This is a genomic window from Martinezella sp. CNPSo 3890, from assembly GCF_057784455.1.
In genome coordinates this window covers 93,242-111,397 of sequence record NZ_JBXSOR010000009.1, presented here as the reverse complement: position 1 = coordinate 111,397, position 18,156 = coordinate 93,242, and the positions used below count along the sequence as shown (strand labels likewise).

Genomic DNA, 18,156 nt, shown 5'->3' with positions numbered 1-18,156 from the left:
CTGTTGCTCGTCTTTCGGACATATCTCCGTGGCGCCTTCATTCCTGGCAAATGCGCTAGAGATCCGGATGCTCGATCCGTTCCCACTCGGCTCCATCGAAGCGAAAAATGTCCTTCTGACCAACGACCCAAAGAACGTCCGCGACCGCACCAGCATAAAAAATGTAGTCGCCACGCAGTTTCGGCAATGCGGGTGAAAATCTCTTCAGATCGGAGGTTTTTGGATCGAACTCGAAGAGTCCACCTGGACGGGTGCTCGATGGCAAGACCAATTTGCCTCGATAGGGTGTAATCATATGAAAAAGATTATGCTGCGGTCGCAATGAAACCGGCGTAAAGCCGCGAGCATAGCTACCGTGCAGCAACACACCTTCTCGACCACAGATCCAGATACTGTCGGAGTTTTCTATGTATATTCCGGTGAGAGCTGCCTCGGAAAGTTGGGTATTCAGTTCATGCAGCGTATCGCCGTCCCAGAAGCAGAGGATTGGCTTGATACCCTCTTCTCCACATAAATAGATCGCGTCTTCGTCGATACCTTTGATACCATTAAATAAAACGTTGCGCGGCTTGCTTTTCTTAGATTCCATCAACCAGGACAGATAATCCGGATCATCTGTCTTGGGACGATTTTTGCGTTGCTCTCGGTACTTCACAGGATCAAAAAGCAAGCTCTCCGTCACAAAACGCCAGTCGTCTCGCCCATAGCGCATGTAGAATTGCCCGCCATCCCCCGCTGCATAAAGCCTATTTCCTATCTGCGAGATAGCAAACATGCGACCGTAGCCCTTAGCGTCATCGACCCAAGTCCCAGCTCCTTTTATTTTCTCGCGAAAATTACCTTCTCGCCACGCGTGGTATACGTCGCCCTCCGAAGACATGTAGGTCAGATAATCAGTCGCTGCATCGATATCCGGATTGCGGAACAACGTTATGTCCTGCATGTGGAAATTAAAGTTGTCATAATACCATTGTTCGCCAACTTTACCGTCATGCTCAAAGCGGTAAATTCGGCAATCAGGATCATAAGTGTCTGATATCTCTTGCACTGCGTTGACAATCACGACATTTTCGGACCGAGCGCAAGCGCGGGTAAATTCGATCTTTAGCTTCTCGCTCATTATTTTGAATTCGCTCCTGAAATGGCACCAGAAGACAGCGCATCAAGTGTCGGTTGGGGTAGAGGGGGGTACTGTTTAGCCCGCAGGAGCTGCTCGGAATTAACGCCCGCAAACTCTTTATTTACGGCTGCTAAAATCTCCTTCGCACAATCTGGCCGAACCGTCGTCATCGCATCTATCGACGCATCTTTGACATCGTCAACCGTCGCCGTGAAGGGTGGGTTTGACGTTTTTCCCAAATCTTCGATTGCTTTATCTGCGAAGTGGGCTTCATTGTGTTCAGATCCGCTCACCCGAGCTTGCCCTACTACACAAATGCTTTGGCCATCCCAAAACCCTGGCATATTTTTGATACGCTTTAAACCAATCCTTCCCTCTTCGCGCGTTCCATAGCGCAAAGTCCAATCGGGAACGATGTGATGCGCCTGCATTCCATACTGCCGGCATATCGGTTCCATTACCCTATAGGTGTCGACTTGACACTTCTTTCGATATTTATCGCGCTCTTTAATTCGAACATTGTCGGGTAGTGGAACAGGAACAGGTTCGGGTTCAGGATTCGGATTTGGTTTCTCCTTCTTTTCCTGTTCCTCTTGGCGTCGCGCCTCGGCCATATCCTTAAGCTTCTGCTCGACCTCCTCCTCAGACAAACCCTGGAAAGGCGAAAGCAGACCTTTAACCTGGGCGTCGGACATGGTGCGCACGTCCATTGGTTTGCCTGCTATCGATGATAGAATATCGTTTGCAAGTGGAACCCTGTCATCGTCATTGATAACCAAACCGTATTTACCTGAGAAATCCCACGTATTGGCATCCAGGATATTGCCGAATGTCACTGGTTGACGACCACCCAGCAATTTGTCTCGCGTCATTATGGAAGCACCAGCCGGAGAAAGTATGACCCCAAGCGCTCGGTTTTCCGCTGCCTTCTGCTCCGAAGGAAGATTCAACTCCCGAATGAGCTCTTCGGCTGCAATTCCGTAGATACCAAGGCGTCGCAGCAGCAATCCGCGCGCCGCTTGCCCGGCCGAGGGCAATTGAGAATTGGGAATAGAAGGGGCAGGCGCTCTGGTTTGCCCTCCGGCGGTGGTTGCCCCCGGAGAAAACAGGCCTCCTCCCGCGTCCGTCATCGTACCCGTGTTCGCTTGCGCTAGAAGTATGGGCTGGCTACGCAATGAACCGGGTACGGGATCACCAATCGCAGGAGCCTGGTACGTTGCCATATCACGTACAAAGATAGCCTCTCCCTGCGTATTCTTGTTGTTCATCCAGAAGCGATCGAGGTGACGGATGACATTCGACCCTTCCGCACGTACCTGCGCGGCGTGGCCAATCGGCTCGCAAATACTTTCGACTGTGCCCGATTTCACACCTTTTCTGGTTCCGGGGGCGTCACCATGCACATGGGTTGTACAGGAGCGCATCACCATGGCTTTCTTGCCGGTGAAGCGCACCGACGGCGTGTAATCGCGGTCATGGCCGCAATAATCCACGACCGGATAAGGGATCGGCACCACCGAAGAGCCGACGGGCGTCAAGCATACATCAGGCGAAAGCGACACGATCCGCGCTTCATCGATATCGCGGAGACCCTCGCGTGGCTGCTTCGTAGTCCAGGGATCGGGGTAGCCAGGTTCGCCGATATAATCGCCGCGCGATATGCTCATGCCAGCACCTCGGCTTGAGCATTTGACGAAACGCCCCCCAATTTGACCCGTGTCAACGTAAGCCTAGCATCCGCCGCTTCCGGAAGGGGAAACCGCACCCTCCAGGTCAGCAACACGCGGTCGTCCGAGCGCCAATCGAAATGAACGCCATCTAGTTTTAGGACATGCCATTCGCCGATATCCTCGCGCATGCAATGAACGCCGAAGGTCAGACCCGGCAATTGGCCCGTCGCCCACGACAAATCGGCATGCAGATTTTCGAGCCGATAGTCCTCATCTCCGAGCAGATGCGGCGTCGCGATCAGGTCGGGATGGGCGCACTGCCAAAACAGAGGATCGAAATCATCAGGCAGCAATGGATGACGCTCGTTTAGCCAATGCTCGTCGTAAGTCCCGGAATGCTTTTGGCGAAAACGCCACCAGGGGGAGATCGGGCCGAATCCTTCCGGCTTTGCGGCAGCACGCCAATCCAGTTGCTCGTCGTTATCGATCATGATCTGCGGCGCTCGCACTGGAGCGGAGCCCGGCTCCATATCAAGATTGACGATGCCGCAGCCTAAAGGATTATATACTTCGACGTCGGCTGGAATATCGGCGTCCGGATCACCTGTGCCCGGCACCTCGCCGCCATAGGCTTTCGACCATGTCATCGGCAAAACACTCACAGGCGTCGTCTCGGAAAGCCTCCAGTCCTTGAGCACGCGCTTCGGTTTTTTCGCGGAGAATCCGGCCCAAGCGTCGCGAACAACCGGTTTCCAGAAGCGCTCACCATAGACGCGCAGCTTCTTTTCGAGATGGCCGACACGCAGCGAAACCGTCCAATTTGTCGAAGGCCGACCTTCGGGTGCATAGGCGTTGCCAAGGAAGGTGACGTCCGTACCTGACTTTTCCGGCGTCAAATCGGTTTGTCGCAGCAAGACGCCCTTGTGGGGATCGCCATCATAAGCATCTTCCCACTGGAACTCTTCCTGCTCCCGCATGATTTCCAGCGGCTGGCCCTGATTATGAAGGAACGTGCCGCGAACAGCCACGACACAATCAAGCTTCCCGTCCTTATCGAATTGACGGAACGCCATCGCCGGAAAAGGCAGCCGATTGATCAATTCCATGAGATGCCTCAGTTCAAATCGATCGGCTTGCCACGCATTTGGAAATGACCAGTGGCCACGAAATTGAATGTCTTCCCAAGAATTATAACTTCGCCATTGGATTTCATGATGAACTTGGAGTCGCCGCATTCGATGACGAATTCCTCGCCGACCGCAATTTTCTTGAATTTGCCCACGCTCTCCAACGAGGTCTGGCCGACATTCGTCACCTTGCTCATGCCGATTTGTTCGGCTCGCGCTATGCCGATCGTGTCGGACTTGAAGGAGCCGACAACCGTGTTCATGATGCCCGGAAGCGGAAAGAGGCCGCCAGCGGCGTCTCCTACTCCAGTTCCAGATCCGGCAAGGTCCGTGCCGGCATCAGCCCTTGGATTAGGCCCCGAGACCACACCTTCGCGGCTACCAAGCCCTCCTAATCCGAGGAAGCCCAAGGCGGAGGAGGCAATGGTACCAGCGAATGCGGCAAGTCCTTCACCACCCCCGCCTGCGATCTGACCCGCCTGAGAAAGCAATCCGGCCGTCTGCCCCGAAAGTCCCTGCACCGCACCCATCAGCGCCATCGCCATCGGCCCCGTACCGCCCACCACCGTATTCACCGATCCACCGATTTCGTGCTTCTGGTTGCCGCTCACCTCAACCGCGCGATTGCCGCCGATGGAGGCGACTTCGTGACGGTCGACGCGTTTGGTGCGGTCGTTGCGCACGCGCGTCGTCTGGTCCTTCTGGGCGTGGAAGAACATGTTTTCGCGGCCGGCATCGTCCTCGAAGGTCATCTCGTTGAAGCCGGTGCCCTTATGCGTATTGGAGCGCAGGACCATGCGGGTCTTGTTGGCGGGAAGGTCGTAGGGCACGCCGTTGCTCGGGTTCGGCACCACGCCCGTCACCAGCGGCCGGTCCGGATCGCCATCGATGAAGGCGACCATGACTTCCATGCCGATGCGGGGAATGACCTGGCCGCCCCAGGTGCCGCCGGCCCAGCTCTGGGCGACGCGCACCCAGCAGGTGTCTGATCCATCCTTCTTGGCGCGGCGATCCCAGGGATACCAGAGTTTGATGCGGCCATATTGATCGGGATGGATTTCCTCGCCGGGAGGACCGGCGACGATTGCGACCTGCGTGCCGCGGATGCGCGGCCGTTCGGTTGTGCGATGCGGCGTCATTGCGACGCGCGACGGCACGGCTTCGAATTCGTTGGTATATTCCGGCTGATCCATGTTGGTTTCGTAGGACGGATCGACCGCGAAATGCGTCGCGCGCACGATGACATGTTCTTCGTAGACATGCTCGGGATGGGCCACTTCATAGGGCGTGAAGCGGCGGCCCGCCTCCAATATGCGGGAGGTCGAACGCCCGACGACGCGATTATGGTCTGCCTCGCTCGCCTGCATGCGCAGCTTCTGCGCCCTCTCGGCTTCCGCAACGGATGAAATGCGGGCCGGATATTCGTAAAGCTCGCTTTTCATCGCGCCCGGCATCTGCACCAATGACGGCGTGGTCGTGCCCGGCACCATTTGCGGCGTTTCGAAATTCCAGTCGGCGCCGGCGCGCTGGCCTGGAACATAGGCGTAATGCTTCGCCCAATCGCTGATGTGGTTGCGGTCTGTCGAGCCTTGAGCAAGGCGCACCCGGCCCTCCCCCTGCGCCGATGGAGACGGCCCGGCCCACGAATTGGCGCCGTCGGCGACATGCAGCCGATGGCTGCCCTCTTCATGTGAAAACCAGTAGAAGAGGCCGTCTTCCTCAAAGCGGCGGGTCAGATAATCTAGATCCGTTTCGTTCCACTGCACGGAATAATGCTGCGATGGCGGTGGCGTCACGACACCGGAAACATCCGGGGCGGGAATCCCGTGTTCGGAAAACAGCGTTTCGACGATATCGATGCTGGTCTTGTCCATCCAGATGCGGCAATCCGATCGCTGCGATAGCAGCCACATCTGCGGCTTAATCACCATCGAGTAGGAACGCAGGCCGCGCGTAATTGGCGGTCCTTCCTGAAGTGCGGTGACCAGGCCGTTGAACGGGCGGCGAACGCCATCCCCACCGTCTTCATCCTGCTGGACTTCCAAGGAGATATCGATCAGGCGACCGATCAGTTCCTCCGGCTTGATGACTTCGCGTTTAGCGCGTACCGAGAGTCGGATGTCGAAAAGTGACGAAACGCCTTCCGTGATCATCACTCGCTCCGGCAGGAGTTGGTCCGTTCCAAGTGGTGAGGAAACCCTGAGGTTTCGGGTCGCCTGGATGAAATCATTGGCCGAGGGCTGATCGTTCATCTGCACTTATCCTACCAATGGGCTTGCCGAGCTTAGAGTGCCGGCGCTGCCAATCTGCTGCTTGCGGCCGCCGACGAGATAGACGATCTGGAACAAAGTGCCGTTCGGCAGGGCCTCATGCATGCCGGGGCCATACAGCACCTGGGGGGTCAGGATCTTGCCGATATCGGCACGCTTCGGCACTGTGCCAAGCAGATAGGCGCCGCGCGCCATTAGGACCCGTGTTTCGCCGTCGGTGACGGAATAATTGAATTGCGCAACGAACACCGAATGATGGTTGGTATCCATCTCGCGAATGATGTGCGCCTCGTTGTTACGCAGCCATCGCTGGAGCCAATGCGTCAGCGACATCTCGTTGGCTTTTTCGGAGAACATCCGGAAAAGCGATGCGGCGGCTCCCATCGCCTGACCACGCGCCGCGAATTCGCGCGGGCCGCTTTGATAGGAAAAGTAGTCGTAGGACGGCCCGCGGCCTGCACGCTTCACGGGCGGAAGATCGGCCTGCTTCACGGGCTCCATTTGCAGTGCCGCTGACGAAACGGAAAAATCTACCATGGCGACCTCTTTTGAGGGACGTTTGCCGAAACATGCCGATCGCGCCAAAGCACGATCTGGCAGCGGACGCGCTTCCGGCGCGCTGATGCCAGCGCGCCGGAAAACGATACTGATGTTAGGCAGCCTTGGTCGTTGCCAGGTCGTAGGATGCGATCATCGGCGACTGCGGCGTCTGCGAGTCGTCGTAAGGCGTGTACTTCACTTCCATCTTGGTGAAGTTGAGCTTGATCGTCTCGACCGGGCGGTCGCCATTGGAATCGACCGAGTAGCTGGCGATCAGCGTGTTGGTAAGCGTGTACTCGATGTAGGTATCGCCCGGGTTGCCGGTCGTTACCAGATGGATCACGGCCTGCTTGCCGGTGCGGCCCGAGCATGCTTCCTGGAACAGCTTCGTCGACGAGGAATCGCTGACCTTGGTCAGGATAACTTCCGAAACGGTCGGCTCGGAAGCTTCGCGGTTCGCAGCCGAGCCGGCTGACGTCTTCATGTTGCGCGAGACATTCCAGTGGATGACTTCGATGTCCATCCACTTCTTGTGCTGCTCGTGGGTTGCATCACCCTGAATTCCGTCGATCTGCAGATAAATCGGCATGCTCTGAACTCTCCTGTTGAGATTTGAATTCGCCCTGTCGCTGCAGGGCGGGGTTACCCTTCCGTCTAATGCCGCATCCGGGCGCTGTGTTCGTCCGGGGCTGCTTTATTCGCCGTGCCGCCTTCCTCGGGGCCAGCGAATTCGTGGTCGCCCACCGGATCCTCCTCGACGAGAAAGCGGTGATCGTGAAAGCTGATGGTGATGCCGCCAACCTTGCGCCCCTGCGCAACCGCATCGAGGAAGAAGGTCGAAAGCTCAGGCAGAAGATCGCGGCCAATCATGGTTTCGATGGCACGCGCGCCCATCTCGCTCGCCTTGGCGCGGCCAACCAGCGCCTCGCGGGCTTCGGGGGCGAGCGAAACGCTTGTGCCGTACGAGGCGGCGACGCGATCACGGATGCGGCCGATCTGAATGTCGACGATCCCGCTCAGCGTCTCGCCGTTCAGCGGCATGAAGGGCAGAACGGTCGTGCGGCCGATAAAGGCCGGCTTGAAGTGTTTCTGCAATTCGGGAAGCAGTAGCGCTTCCAGCGCCTCGCCCTCAGGCATAGTTTCCGGGTCTGCCGCCAGAGCCGCCAGCAATTCCGAGCCGGTATTGGCGGTCATCACGATGGTGGTGTTCTTGAAATCGATGTCGCGGCCTTCGCCGTCGCGCAGCGTTCCCTTGTCGAAAACCTGGTAAAATACTTCCTGGACGCCCGGATGCGCCTTGTCGATCTCATCCAGTAGCAGCACGCCATAGGGACGACGGCGGACGGCCTCGGTCAGGACGCCGCCCTCGCCATAGCCGACATAACCGGGGGGAGATCCGAGCAGCAGCGAAACCTTGTGCTCCTCCTTGAACTCGGACATGTTGATGGTCGTCAGATACTGGCTGCCGCCATAAAGAAGATCGGCCAGCGAAAGCGCCGTCTCGGTCTTGCCGGTTCCCGACATGCCGACGAGCAGGAAGACGGCGGGCGGACGACGTGGGTCGGAAAGTCCGGCCCGGGCGGACCGCATCGCGGCCGAAATCCGTGCGATCGCGTTATCCTGTCCGAGCACCCGCTCCTTCAGCCTTGCATCGAGCGTCTTGACGGTCTCGACCTGATCAGACAGCAGTTTGCCAACGGGAATGCCGGTCCAGCGCGCGACGATCCCGGCTATCACTTCCTTGTCGACCACGCGGGGAACCAGAGGCGCCTCTCCGGCAACGTCGGCAAGGCTGCGCTCGGCCTGTATGAGAGCCGCGCGAGCGACCTCGACGGATGAGCCATTGGGCGGGAAAAGAGCGACGTTGCCGCCGCGCTGCCGAATGCCCTCTTCTACCTGCTGATCATCAGGACCGCCGAGCGCGGCTTCGATGCGATCGGCCTCGGCCGATAGCCTGATTTCGGCGTCGAGCTTGGCCTGTAGCCGTTCGATCTCACCTACCACCTCGACCTTTTCGCGTTCGATGATCGCAAGACGCTCGACGATATCCGGGCTCGGCGGCTCGGCTGAAAGCGCGGCGGCTTCAACCTCCAGCATCTGCTGCTCGTTACGCAATTCCTTGAGCGCCTCGGGAACGGTCTGCCGGGCCAGCGAGACGGCTGCCGCCGCGGTATCGATGAGGCTGATTGCCTTGTCGGGCAATTGCCGCGCCGGGATATAGCGCGCCGAGAGGCGGACGGCTGCCGCGAGCGCCTCGTCGCGAATACGTACCTTGTGATGAGCCTTGAAGCTGCCGACGACGCCACGCAACATGCGGATTGCCGTTTCTTCGTCGGGCTCAAGCACCTGAACGACCTGGAAGCGTCGGGTCAGCGCCGCATCCTTCTCGATATAGCGCTTATATTCACTCCAAGTCGTCGCTGCGATCGTCCTGAGCTCGCCGCGCGCTAGCGCCGGCTTTAGAATATTGGCGGCATCCCCCTGCCCGGCCTGTCCGCCGGCACCAATCAGGCCATGCGCCTCATCGATGAAAAGGATGATCGGTTCCACGGAGGCCCGCACGGCCGCGACAACGCCGTGCAAGCGGCGCTCGAACTCGCCTTTGACGCCGGCGCCGGCCTGCAGCAGGCTGAGGTCGAGAAGAAGAATCCGTACCGGCTTCAGCATATCAGGCACGTTGCCGGACGCAATTTCCAGTGCCAGCGCCTCGGCAACGGCCGTCTTGCCGACACCCGCTTCGCCGACCAGCATCGGATTGTTCTGGCGGCGGCGCATCAGGATATCGATCACCTGGCGCAGCTCGCGATCACGTCCGACAACCGGATCTATACGGCCAAGCCTTGCATCCGCCGTCATATCCCGCGTGTACAGGCGCAGGAATTCATTCTCGCCGGAGACGGCAACGGTTTCGGAATTCTCTGGCAATGCCGATGCGCCATCGGAAGCGGGAGACGCGTTCAACTTTTTTTCCAGCGCGTTGCGATCAAGGCCACGCAGCGAAGGCGCCATGCCCCGCGCCATGATTCGCAGCGACTGGTCGTCGCTCAACGCGGTCAGAAGATCGGCGAGCCTGATGTGGCCCCGCCCACATTGGAGCGACGCGACAAGCCATGCCTCGCGCATCAGAGCGAGCAAATTTTGAGAGAGCACCAGTGCGGCACCATCGCCTCTCGGCAGGTCGGCGACGGCGCTATCAAGCTCGGCGCGGAGCGCCGCGGAAGAAACGCTAAGCTCTTCAAACAAAGAGCTAACTTCGGATACATCCAGCAACGACAATATCCAATGTGCGACATCGACATTCGCATGGCGATCACGTGCTGCAAGCGATGCTGCAGCCTCGAGACCGACGCGCAATGCTGGCTCAAGCGTTCTGATCAGACGATTGAGATCGATGTTCGACACCTAGAAGTTTCCTCCCTCAGGTTACATTTCAACCACATGCTCCAAATCGCGGCAACAACTAGGGCGGTTATTTCCATACGTCCAGATGGACTACAAAAAATTTTTCATGTGGTCAAAAATGGAATCGTCATAAATCTGTTGCAGAATAGACATGGTTGACAAAGGAATATATCGATCTAACTATCACGCCCTCTAACGATGTAGTTCATGATATGGAGTTAATTCCCTGCTGAACGTTCGCGACATAGAAAATCCATTTGAAGAAAACGCGCCTTGCGGAGAAAATATTCGCAATAATACTTCTACGCGCGAAATATACTACAGAATAAAGGATGCAAGAAACCAGGCTCGCGCGGCGGAACGAGGTATATCTCCGGGCGAAAATATTAGCATTTCGCCTCTTTGGACAGATGTCAGCAATCTCGGATTGCAGATTATTTCTTCAAAAAGTAAGGACCTCGAAGTATTAGCATGGTTGGCTGAAGCGGAATTACGTCTGCGCGGTTTCGAAGGGTTGCGGGACGTCTATCATGCAATCGCGTCGCTTTTGGACAAGCATTGGGAGAAATTTCATTCCGTCGGCGTCGACGATATCGAGGAACGACTTGCCCCGCTTTCGGGCCTCAATGGCATCGGCGGCGAAGGAACCATCATCCAAGCGATCAGGTTGTCGCCGCTCATTCCTGGCGCGAAATTCGGCCAATTTTCCCTCTGGGACTTTCAGCTGTCGCAACGGCCCAACGAAGTGAAGCGGCGTGACGAGTTAAGTCAGGCAGTTCTCGATGCAGGCACGGCGGCGATGAGTTCGCATCTTGAAACGGTCAATGGCTGCATTGCCGCCTTCGACCGGCTCGTATCCGTCCTGAACGAGCGCTGCGGGCAGATGGCGCCGCCGAGTTCCAATACGCATAATGTTTTGCAGGAGGCGGCCTTGGCGCTTCGCTCTCTCGCCGGCATCGAATCGCCTGAGGCCGTGGCTCCGATGGAACCGCAGCCGGAGGACGGCGAGCAGGCGCAAACACGTCCGCGCGCGCTGAGTGCTGAACAGATCGGCTCGCGCGAGGAGGCCTTCGAGCTGCTGCTTGCCGTGGCGCGCTACTTCCGCCGCACTGAACCCCACTCTCCAATCTCGATGTCGATCGAGACGATGGTCAGGCGCGGCCGCATGGATTTTTCCGAACTATTGGCGGAATTGCTGCCGGAGCAGCAGGCTCGCAATGCCGTGCTGACGGCGGCGGGCATTCAGCTGAAATCGAATAAGAATGGGTGAGAAATACAACCGTCTTCTTAACTTTTTGCAACCGGCCCTTTCCAAAGTCGAGTTGCGCCACATCTGTAGAGCGAATTTGCCGCTGGCATGGAAGGAGAAACTTTATGGCGAGTGTTCACGAAAAGCTCGAGCGAGTGCGCAAGCCCAGGGTCCACATCAAGTATGAGGTGGAGACCGAAGGTGCGATGGTCGTCAAGGAATTGCCTTTCGTCGTCGGCGTTCTCGGCGACTTCTCGGGCAACCCGACCCAACCGCTGAAACCGTTCGGCGAGCGCAAATTCGTTCAGATCGATCGAGATAATTTCGACGATGTCATGCGCCGCATGACGCCCGGCCTGAACGTCTCTGTCGAAAACACGCTGGAAGGCGACGGTTCGCAGCTTCCCGTCTCGCTGAAATTCGAGAGCATGCGGGATTTCGAGCCGGGTTCCATCGTCAGTCAGGTCCCGGCGCTCAAGGCCCTCCTCGATGCGCGCAACCAGCTCCGCGACCTCATGAGCAAGGCCGACCGTTCGGAAGAGCTGGAGCGGCTGCTTGAAGACGTGCTCCAGAACAAGGCTGATCTTTCCAAGCTGATGTCCGAGCTCGGATTGGCCGAAAAGCCCGCCGCAAGCTGATCGTCGTCGGCGATCAGCCAACGCCGATCGCCCAGTTTCGTTTCAAGCGGCCGATAACGACATATTTGAAGCTGCATCGATATCGCCCGCATTTCCGCAAGGATCGAAAAATGAGCGCTGAAAGCCAATTGAAGACCAAAGAGGCCGAGTTCGCGCCCGAGGAAAATCTGCTGTCGCAGATCGTGGCGGCCACCAGGCAGACAGAGCCCGATCGTGCCCAGGATCTCCTGAGGACGCTGACCGATCAGGCACTCAAGGGCACCGTCACCTATGACCGCAACCTGACGGTAACGCTCAACAAGGCAATCGCCGAGCTCGACCGGAAAATCTCCCGTCAGCTTGCCGCGATCATGCAATCGCCTGAATTCACCAAGCTGGAAGGCAGCTGGCGCGGCCTGCAATATCTCGTCAAGAACAGCGAGACCAGCGTCAACCTGAAAATCCGTGTGCTGAACGCTTCCAAGCGGGATGTTTCCAAGGATCTCGCAAAGGCGGTAGAGTTCGATCAGTCGCGGCTCTTCAAGTCGATCTACGAAGACGAATTCGGCACGCCGGGCGGTGAGCCCATGGGCGCCCTTATCGGCGATTACGAATTCGACAATTCCTTCGATGACGTGCAGACGCTGCAGGCGATTTCGTCGATCGCAGCCGCCGCTTTCGCGCCGTTCATTTCGGCCGCAAGCCCGCGCATGTTCGGCTTCGATGACTATCGCGAACTCGCCCGTCCGCGTGACCTGGAAAAGATCTTCGAAACGGTCGAATATGCCAAGTGGCGCAGCCTGCGCGAGAGCGAGGATTCGCGCTTCGTGACACTCGCCCTCCCCCGCGTGCTTGCCCGCATGCCCTATGGCCCGAAGACCAATCCGATCGACGACTTCGCTTTCGATGAAACCGATCATTCGAAGACCGGCGAGCTCGAGCACAATTCCTACTGCTGGATGAATGCAGCCTACGTGATGGGGACGCGGCTGACGGACGCCTTTGCCCAGAGCGGCTGGTGCACCGCGATCCGCGGCGCGGAAAACGGCGGCAAGGTCGAAAACCTGCCGATGCACATCTTCTCGAGCGACGATGGCGACCTCGACCTCAAGTGCCCGACCGAAGTCGGCATCACCGACCGTCGCGACGCCGAGCTCGGCAAACTGGGCTTCCTGCCGCTCTGCCACTACAAGAACACCGATTACGCCGTGTTCTTCGGCGCGCAGACGACTCACAAGCCGAAGGTTTACGACAAGCCTGAAGCAACGGCCAATGCCGCGGTTTCCGCGCGCCTGCCCTACATGATGGCCACCTCGCGCTTCGCCCATTATCTGAAGGTCATGGGCCGCGACAAGATCGGCTCCTTCATGGAAGCGCAGGACTGCGAGAACTGGCTGAACCGCTGGATCGCCAACTACGTCAACGCGAACGACGATGCAGGCGAGGAATCTCGCGCCAAATATCCGCTGCGCGATGCCAAGGTGACCGTCCAGGAAGTTCCGGGCAAGCCGGGCTCCTACAACGCCGTCGCCTGGATGCGCCCCTGGCTGCAGATGGAAGAGCTGACCACGTCGCTTCGCATGGTCGCGCGCATTCCGAGCAAGAATTAGGAGGGGCGGCGCGGCGATCTCCTCGCCGCGCGCCTTCAGTCAGCGCCATGACCGTGACAACGACGGAACCGAGAGCAGCCTGGCCGCGTCAGGTGCATCGCGTGATCGCCATGATCGACGATGCGCTCAACAAGCAGGTCAATGCCATCTTGCACCATCCGGACTTCCAGGCAATGGAAGCGCGGTGGCGCGGACTTGCCATGCTCATGCGTCACACCGGCCGATCGGAAGAGGTGAAGGTCAAGATCCTCAGCGTCAGCTGGGCTCAGCTGACGCGGCATCTGGAGCGGACGACGGAATTCGACCAGAGCCATCTCTTCGAGCTGATCTACAGTCGCGAATTCGGCATGCCCGGTGGAGAGCCGTTCGGTCTGTTGATCGGCGACTACGAGCTTTCTCCACAAGATCGGGTCGGCGGCGATACGGTCGGCGCGCTCACGCAGATCGGCATGGCCGCCGCCGCTGCCTTCTGCCCGTTCGTAGCCGCCGCCGCACCACAGGCCATCGGCCTGCAGGATTTTAACGAGCTCAATCGCGTCCAGGATTTTTCCTGGCTGGCCTATGATCCCACCCGCATCCGCTGGAATGGGCTTCGCGCGCGCGAGGATTCCCGTTTCCTCGGATTGGTCGCCCCACGGATCCTGATGCGCGCGCCCTATGAGGCGTTTTCGCGCGAGCGAGACGATCGGTTCCCTTTCCGCGAAAGCATCGCAGCCGATGGCAGCACCTTGCTTTGGGGCAATGGTGCCTTCGCTTTCGCGATGATCGTCATCCGCAATTTCATCGAAACCGGCTGGTTCGCCGATATTCGCGGCGTGACGCAGGATGCCATCGATGGCGGCATGCTGAGCGCGGAGGAGCTCGCTCCCTATGATCTCGGCATCGAAAGCAACGGGTTGTCGCAACAGGCTCCCGTCGAAATACGTCTGACCAGTGGACAGGAGCAGCAGTTGTGCGAGCTCGGCATCGTCCCTGTAGCTACGACATATCTCTCATCGTCGGCGATCTTCAATTCCAATCAGTCCCTGCATGCGCCGCCGCATTATTCGAGCGAGCACGCCCGGCAAAATGCCCGCATCGCTGCGATGCTGCAGTATGTGCTGTGCGCCTCGCGCTTCTCGCACTATCTCAAGGTCATCATGCGCGATGACATCGGCAAGCTCGCCGATAGCGCCTCTATCGAACGCAAGCTGAACGATTGGCTGTCAACCTACACGCTTGGCAACGACGACGCCGACCTGTCGCTGCGCACGCGTTTCCCGTTGCGCTCGGCCGGCATCAGCGTCGATGAAATTCCCGGCAAGCCGGGCATGTTCGCCTGCACGGTACGGCTGCAGCCGCATTTTCAGCTCGACGACGTCTCGACAAGTTTTCACCTCATCGCGGAGACGGCAAATGCGACCTATGCATTCTCCCGCTCCGCGAACACGCAAAGGATGTCCGCATGACGCTCTCCGCCAGGATCGCCGAAGCTCTTAGCGAAAACGCGCTCGACGACGCAATTGAGCAGGCGAAGGCACATGTAAAGGCAGCGCCGACGGACAAGGATGGCAGGCATATTCTTATCGATCTTCTGATCCTTGCCGGTGATTACGCGCGAGCCGATGCGCAGTGCAATGTCGCGACAACATTCGCGCCGGAAGACATGATGGGATTCGCCATGCTGCGCAACCAGCTTCGTGCGATGGCTGCACGTTCGGCCTGGTTCGAGGAAGCGGCGGTGCCGGAATTCCCGAACGGCCCGACGGCGCTCGATCAGGCGGCCATGAAGGCGGCGATCTCCCATCGCGACCATTCTTCGGATACGGCCGCGGCACTGCAGTCCCTTGAGGCGATCAGGGGTGAACGGCCGATGCGCTGGAATGGTCAACTCGTTTCGGACCTTCGCGATCTAGACGATCGGATCCCGCATGCTCTTGAGGTCATCATGACCGGCGGCTCCTATCTGTGGATCGACTTTTCCAGGATTGCCGCGCTTCGCATTGAGCCGATTGCCCGCCCCCGCGATCTCGCTTTCCGCAGGGCCGAGCTTGAGCTCGTGGACGGCGCTAGCGCGCCCGTGCTGCTGCCGGCGATCTATCACGGCACGACAGGCGCCAAGCTGCTGCTGGGCCGCGAGACCGAATGGGTCGACGAGCCGACGGGCATTACGACCGGCCGCGGCCAAAAGTGCTTCCTGGCGGGCGACGATCTGGTTTCCTTCCATGATCTGAAGTCGCTGGAAGTTGCTGCAAACTCTGCCGGGACGAGGCGCGCTGCCCATGGCTGATCCGTTGGAGCGCTACAGGCCGCGGGAAAGGATCGTCGCGAGGTCGATCATCGATCGACTGATCGACGGGGACCCCGATCGCCTGCAGGATCCACCGCTGACGGCGGCCGAGCAACTGCGCGAACTGCGCGAATGCATTCGCCGCGATCTCGAAGCTCTACTCAACACGCGCCGCCGGCCGACTGCTCCGCCCTCCATTTACGATGAACTCGGCGATGCGCTGGTGTCCTTCGGCGTCGATGGCATGGTCTCGGCAAATCTCGTCACCGATGAAGCCAAGAGCCGTCTCGCACGCCTGATCGAACGGCGCATCGCCCTGTTCGAAACGCGGCTTTCCGATGTGCAGGTGAGTATCCTCAAGAGCCGTGGAAATGGCGAACGAGCCTTGCGGCTGCGCATCCACGCGACCTTCCGCGTGCATGAGGGTATGCCGCCGATCAGCTTTGAATCGACGATCGACCCCTCCACTCAGCGCTTCCTGTTAGAGGCCAATAATGGCTGACGGCTTCCTGCAGCGTTACAACGACGAGCTGGCCGCGATCCGTCGGCGTGCGGCACGTTTTGCCGACGCTTTCCCTAAAATCGCTGGTCGTCTACGCCTGACGGGCGAGGTTGCGGACGATCCGCATGTCGAACGGCTGATCCAGAGCTTTGCCTATTCCGCCGCCCGCGTGCGCCAGAAGCTCGACGACGAGTTTCCGGAACTGACGGATGGGTTGCTGGAAACTCTTTATCCGCACTATCTCGCGCCATTGCCCTCGATGAGCATCGTGCGCTTCACGCCAAGCAGCACGCTAACATCGGTGCAAACCCTGCCGCGTCACACCGAAATCTTCGCGGAGCCGATTGGCGGCGAGAGCTGCCGCTTCCGCACGACACAGGATACGCTGGTCGCGCCGATCGAGATCGTCTCGGCTTCGCTGACTGGCCACCCGATCAGCGCGCCGCCCTCCCCTCATGCAGGTGCGGCCGGTTGTCTTCGCCTGTCGATCCGAGCACGGGATGCCAACAAGCCGCTCAGTGAGATCGGCGTGGACAGGCTGCGGCTTCATATCGGTTCGTCCTGGCAGCAGGCCGTCGCCATTTACGAGCTTCTCGTCAATCACACGCTCGGCATCGCGCTTGCCCACCACGCCGATGATCGAGCGCCGGTCACGCTGCCGGCGGCTGCGCTCCGCCAAGTCGGCTTCGAGCCGGACGAGGCAATCCTGCCCTATCCCAACTCAAGCTTCACCGGTTATCGTCTGCTGACGGAATTCTTCGCCTTGCCGCAGAAATTCCTCTTCATCGATATCGTCGGCCTGAAGGCCTGGCGTGGCGAAACGCTGGAAATCTTCATTTATCTCGATGAAAGCAGCGTAAAGCTGGAGCGCGCCATCTCCGCCCGGGATTTCGTCCTGAATGCCACTCCGATCGTAAACTTGTTTCGCCAGAGTTGCGAACCGATCGCGCTCGACGGTGCGCGCACCGAATATCGCGTGCTTCCCGATGCCAGACGGCAGAAGACGCGGGAGATCTATGCGATCGAGAAGGTGGTCGTGTCGGCGCGCACTGGGGACGAGGAAGAGTGCCAACCCTTCTTCGGTCGCAGCCTGAAGGGCGGAGCCTCTACGCTCTTTTGGCAATGCACGCGCCGCTTTGACGCCGATGACCATACCTCGGACATGGAAATCGCGTTCGTAGACCGCGCTCGCCGGGCAAGCGGTCCGCTTGACAAGATCGCCAGCATCGACGCGCTGTGCCTTAACCGCGAACTGCCGGAGCAATTGCCCTTTGGCGGCGGTCATCCCTATCTGCAGCTGGCTTCCGGCAGCGAGGCAGTCGGCTCAGTCGAAGCCTTGATGGCACCTACGCCTTCCGTGCGAATGAACGAGCAGCAAGGGCGCAACTGGCGGCTCATGTCGCATCTCCAGCTCAATCATCTTTCCATATTCGACAATGATGGCGCCGCGCTGAAGGATATTCTTGCGCTCTATGCTTTCAGGGACAGCCGCGAAACCAGACTGCTCGCGGATGCTCTTGTGCGGGTCGACGCCAAAAGCTCGATGACGCGGCTTGGCGGCGGCGGGATGGTGACGGGCACCGATATCACCCTGGAGTTTGATCCGGCCGCCATCGACAGGCCTTCGGCCTATCTCTTCGGCAGTGTCCTCGACCGGTTTTTCGGGCTTTACACCTCGATCAACAGCTTCACTCGCCTTTCCATCTCGATGAAGGGGCAATCGAAACCAATCGCCGTCTGGCCGGCGCGCGCCGCCGAGCGGCCGCTATTGTGACGAGGG

At 58.9% G+C, this 18,156-nt stretch carries 14 protein-coding genes; 7 read left to right on the top strand and 7 right to left on the bottom strand.

Annotated elements, in window-relative coordinates; genetic code table 11:
- Positions 1-55 precede the first annotated feature (55 nt).
- The 7 genes from AC13RC_RS20830 to tssH form a co-directional block, all read right to left on the bottom strand.
- A complete protein-coding gene (locus tag AC13RC_RS20830; protein WP_488558318.1) occupies positions 56-1,120 on the bottom strand; it encodes a hypothetical protein in 1,065 nt (354 codons plus the stop codon).
- The gene (locus tag AC13RC_RS20825) at positions 1,120-2,787 is read right to left on the bottom strand and encodes a DUF4150 domain-containing protein (protein WP_488558317.1); all 1,668 of its coding nucleotides are present in this window, start codon (positions 2,785-2,787) and stop codon (positions 1,120-1,122) included. The genes AC13RC_RS20830 and AC13RC_RS20825 overlap by 1 nt, the downstream gene beginning before the upstream one ends.
- Entirely contained in the window at positions 2,784-3,896 is a 1,113-nt protein-coding gene (locus AC13RC_RS20820; RefSeq protein ID WP_488558316.1) for a DUF2169 family type VI secretion system accessory protein, read from the bottom strand. Before AC13RC_RS20820 ends, AC13RC_RS20825 begins: the two co-directional genes overlap by 4 nt.
- 8 nt (positions 3,897-3,904) lie before the next feature.
- Entirely contained in the window at positions 3,905-6,169 is a 2,265-nt protein-coding gene (gene tssI, locus AC13RC_RS20815; protein WP_488558315.1) for a type VI secretion system tip protein TssI/VgrG, read from the bottom strand.
- 6 nt (positions 6,170-6,175) lie between these two features.
- The gene (locus AC13RC_RS20810) at positions 6,176-6,724 is read right to left on the bottom strand and encodes a hypothetical protein (RefSeq protein ID WP_488558314.1); all 549 of its coding nucleotides are present in this window, start codon (positions 6,722-6,724) and stop codon (positions 6,176-6,178) included.
- Between the two features lie 115 nt (positions 6,725-6,839).
- The gene (locus AC13RC_RS20805; protein WP_069613675.1) at positions 6,840-7,316 is read right to left on the bottom strand and encodes an Hcp family type VI secretion system effector; all 477 of its coding nucleotides are present in this window, start codon (positions 7,314-7,316) and stop codon (positions 6,840-6,842) included.
- A 65-nt stretch (positions 7,317-7,381) separates the two neighbouring features.
- The gene (gene tssH / locus AC13RC_RS20800; protein ID WP_488558313.1) at positions 7,382-10,129 is read right to left on the bottom strand and encodes a type VI secretion system ATPase TssH; all 2,748 of its coding nucleotides are present in this window, start codon (positions 10,127-10,129) and stop codon (positions 7,382-7,384) included.
- 229 nt (positions 10,130-10,358) lie between these two features.
- Between tssH and tssA the strand changes: the two genes are divergently transcribed.
- From tssA to tssF, 7 genes are all read left to right on the top strand, one after another.
- Complete coding sequence (gene tssA, locus AC13RC_RS20795; RefSeq protein WP_488558348.1) at positions 10,359-11,399, top strand: type VI secretion system protein TssA; 1,041 nt, start codon at positions 10,359-10,361, stop codon at positions 11,397-11,399.
- Positions 11,400-11,503: 104 nt separating this feature from the next.
- Positions 11,504-12,016 carry a type VI secretion system contractile sheath small subunit gene (gene tssB / locus AC13RC_RS20790; RefSeq protein WP_488558312.1) on the top strand — a complete coding sequence of 171 codons (513 nt, stop codon included), beginning with the start codon at positions 11,504-11,506 and terminating at the stop codon, positions 12,014-12,016.
- A gap of 110 nt (positions 12,017-12,126) precedes the next feature.
- Positions 12,127-13,605 carry a type VI secretion system contractile sheath large subunit gene (gene tssC, locus AC13RC_RS20785; RefSeq protein WP_095437909.1) on the top strand — a complete coding sequence of 493 codons (1,479 nt, stop codon included), beginning with the start codon at positions 12,127-12,129 and terminating at the stop codon, positions 13,603-13,605.
- A 47-nt stretch (positions 13,606-13,652) separates the two neighbouring features.
- Positions 13,653-15,053, top strand: coding sequence for a type VI secretion system contractile sheath large subunit (gene tssC, locus AC13RC_RS20780; protein WP_488558311.1), 1,401 nt, complete (start codon positions 13,653-13,655; stop codon positions 15,051-15,053).
- Positions 15,050-15,874, top strand: coding sequence for a type VI secretion system accessory protein TagJ (locus AC13RC_RS20775; RefSeq protein WP_488558310.1), 825 nt, complete (start codon positions 15,050-15,052; stop codon positions 15,872-15,874). The genes tssC (AC13RC_RS20780) and AC13RC_RS20775 overlap by 4 nt, the downstream gene beginning before the upstream one ends.
- Positions 15,867-16,376 carry a type VI secretion system baseplate subunit TssE gene (gene tssE / locus AC13RC_RS20770; protein ID WP_488558309.1) on the top strand — a complete coding sequence of 170 codons (510 nt, stop codon included), beginning with the start codon at positions 15,867-15,869 and terminating at the stop codon, positions 16,374-16,376. The genes AC13RC_RS20775 and tssE overlap by 8 nt, the downstream gene beginning before the upstream one ends.
- Positions 16,369-18,150, top strand: coding sequence for a type VI secretion system baseplate subunit TssF (gene tssF, locus AC13RC_RS20765; protein WP_488558308.1), 1,782 nt, complete (start codon positions 16,369-16,371; stop codon positions 18,148-18,150). Before tssE ends, tssF begins: the two co-directional genes overlap by 8 nt.
- Positions 18,151-18,156: the final 6 nt, after the last annotated feature.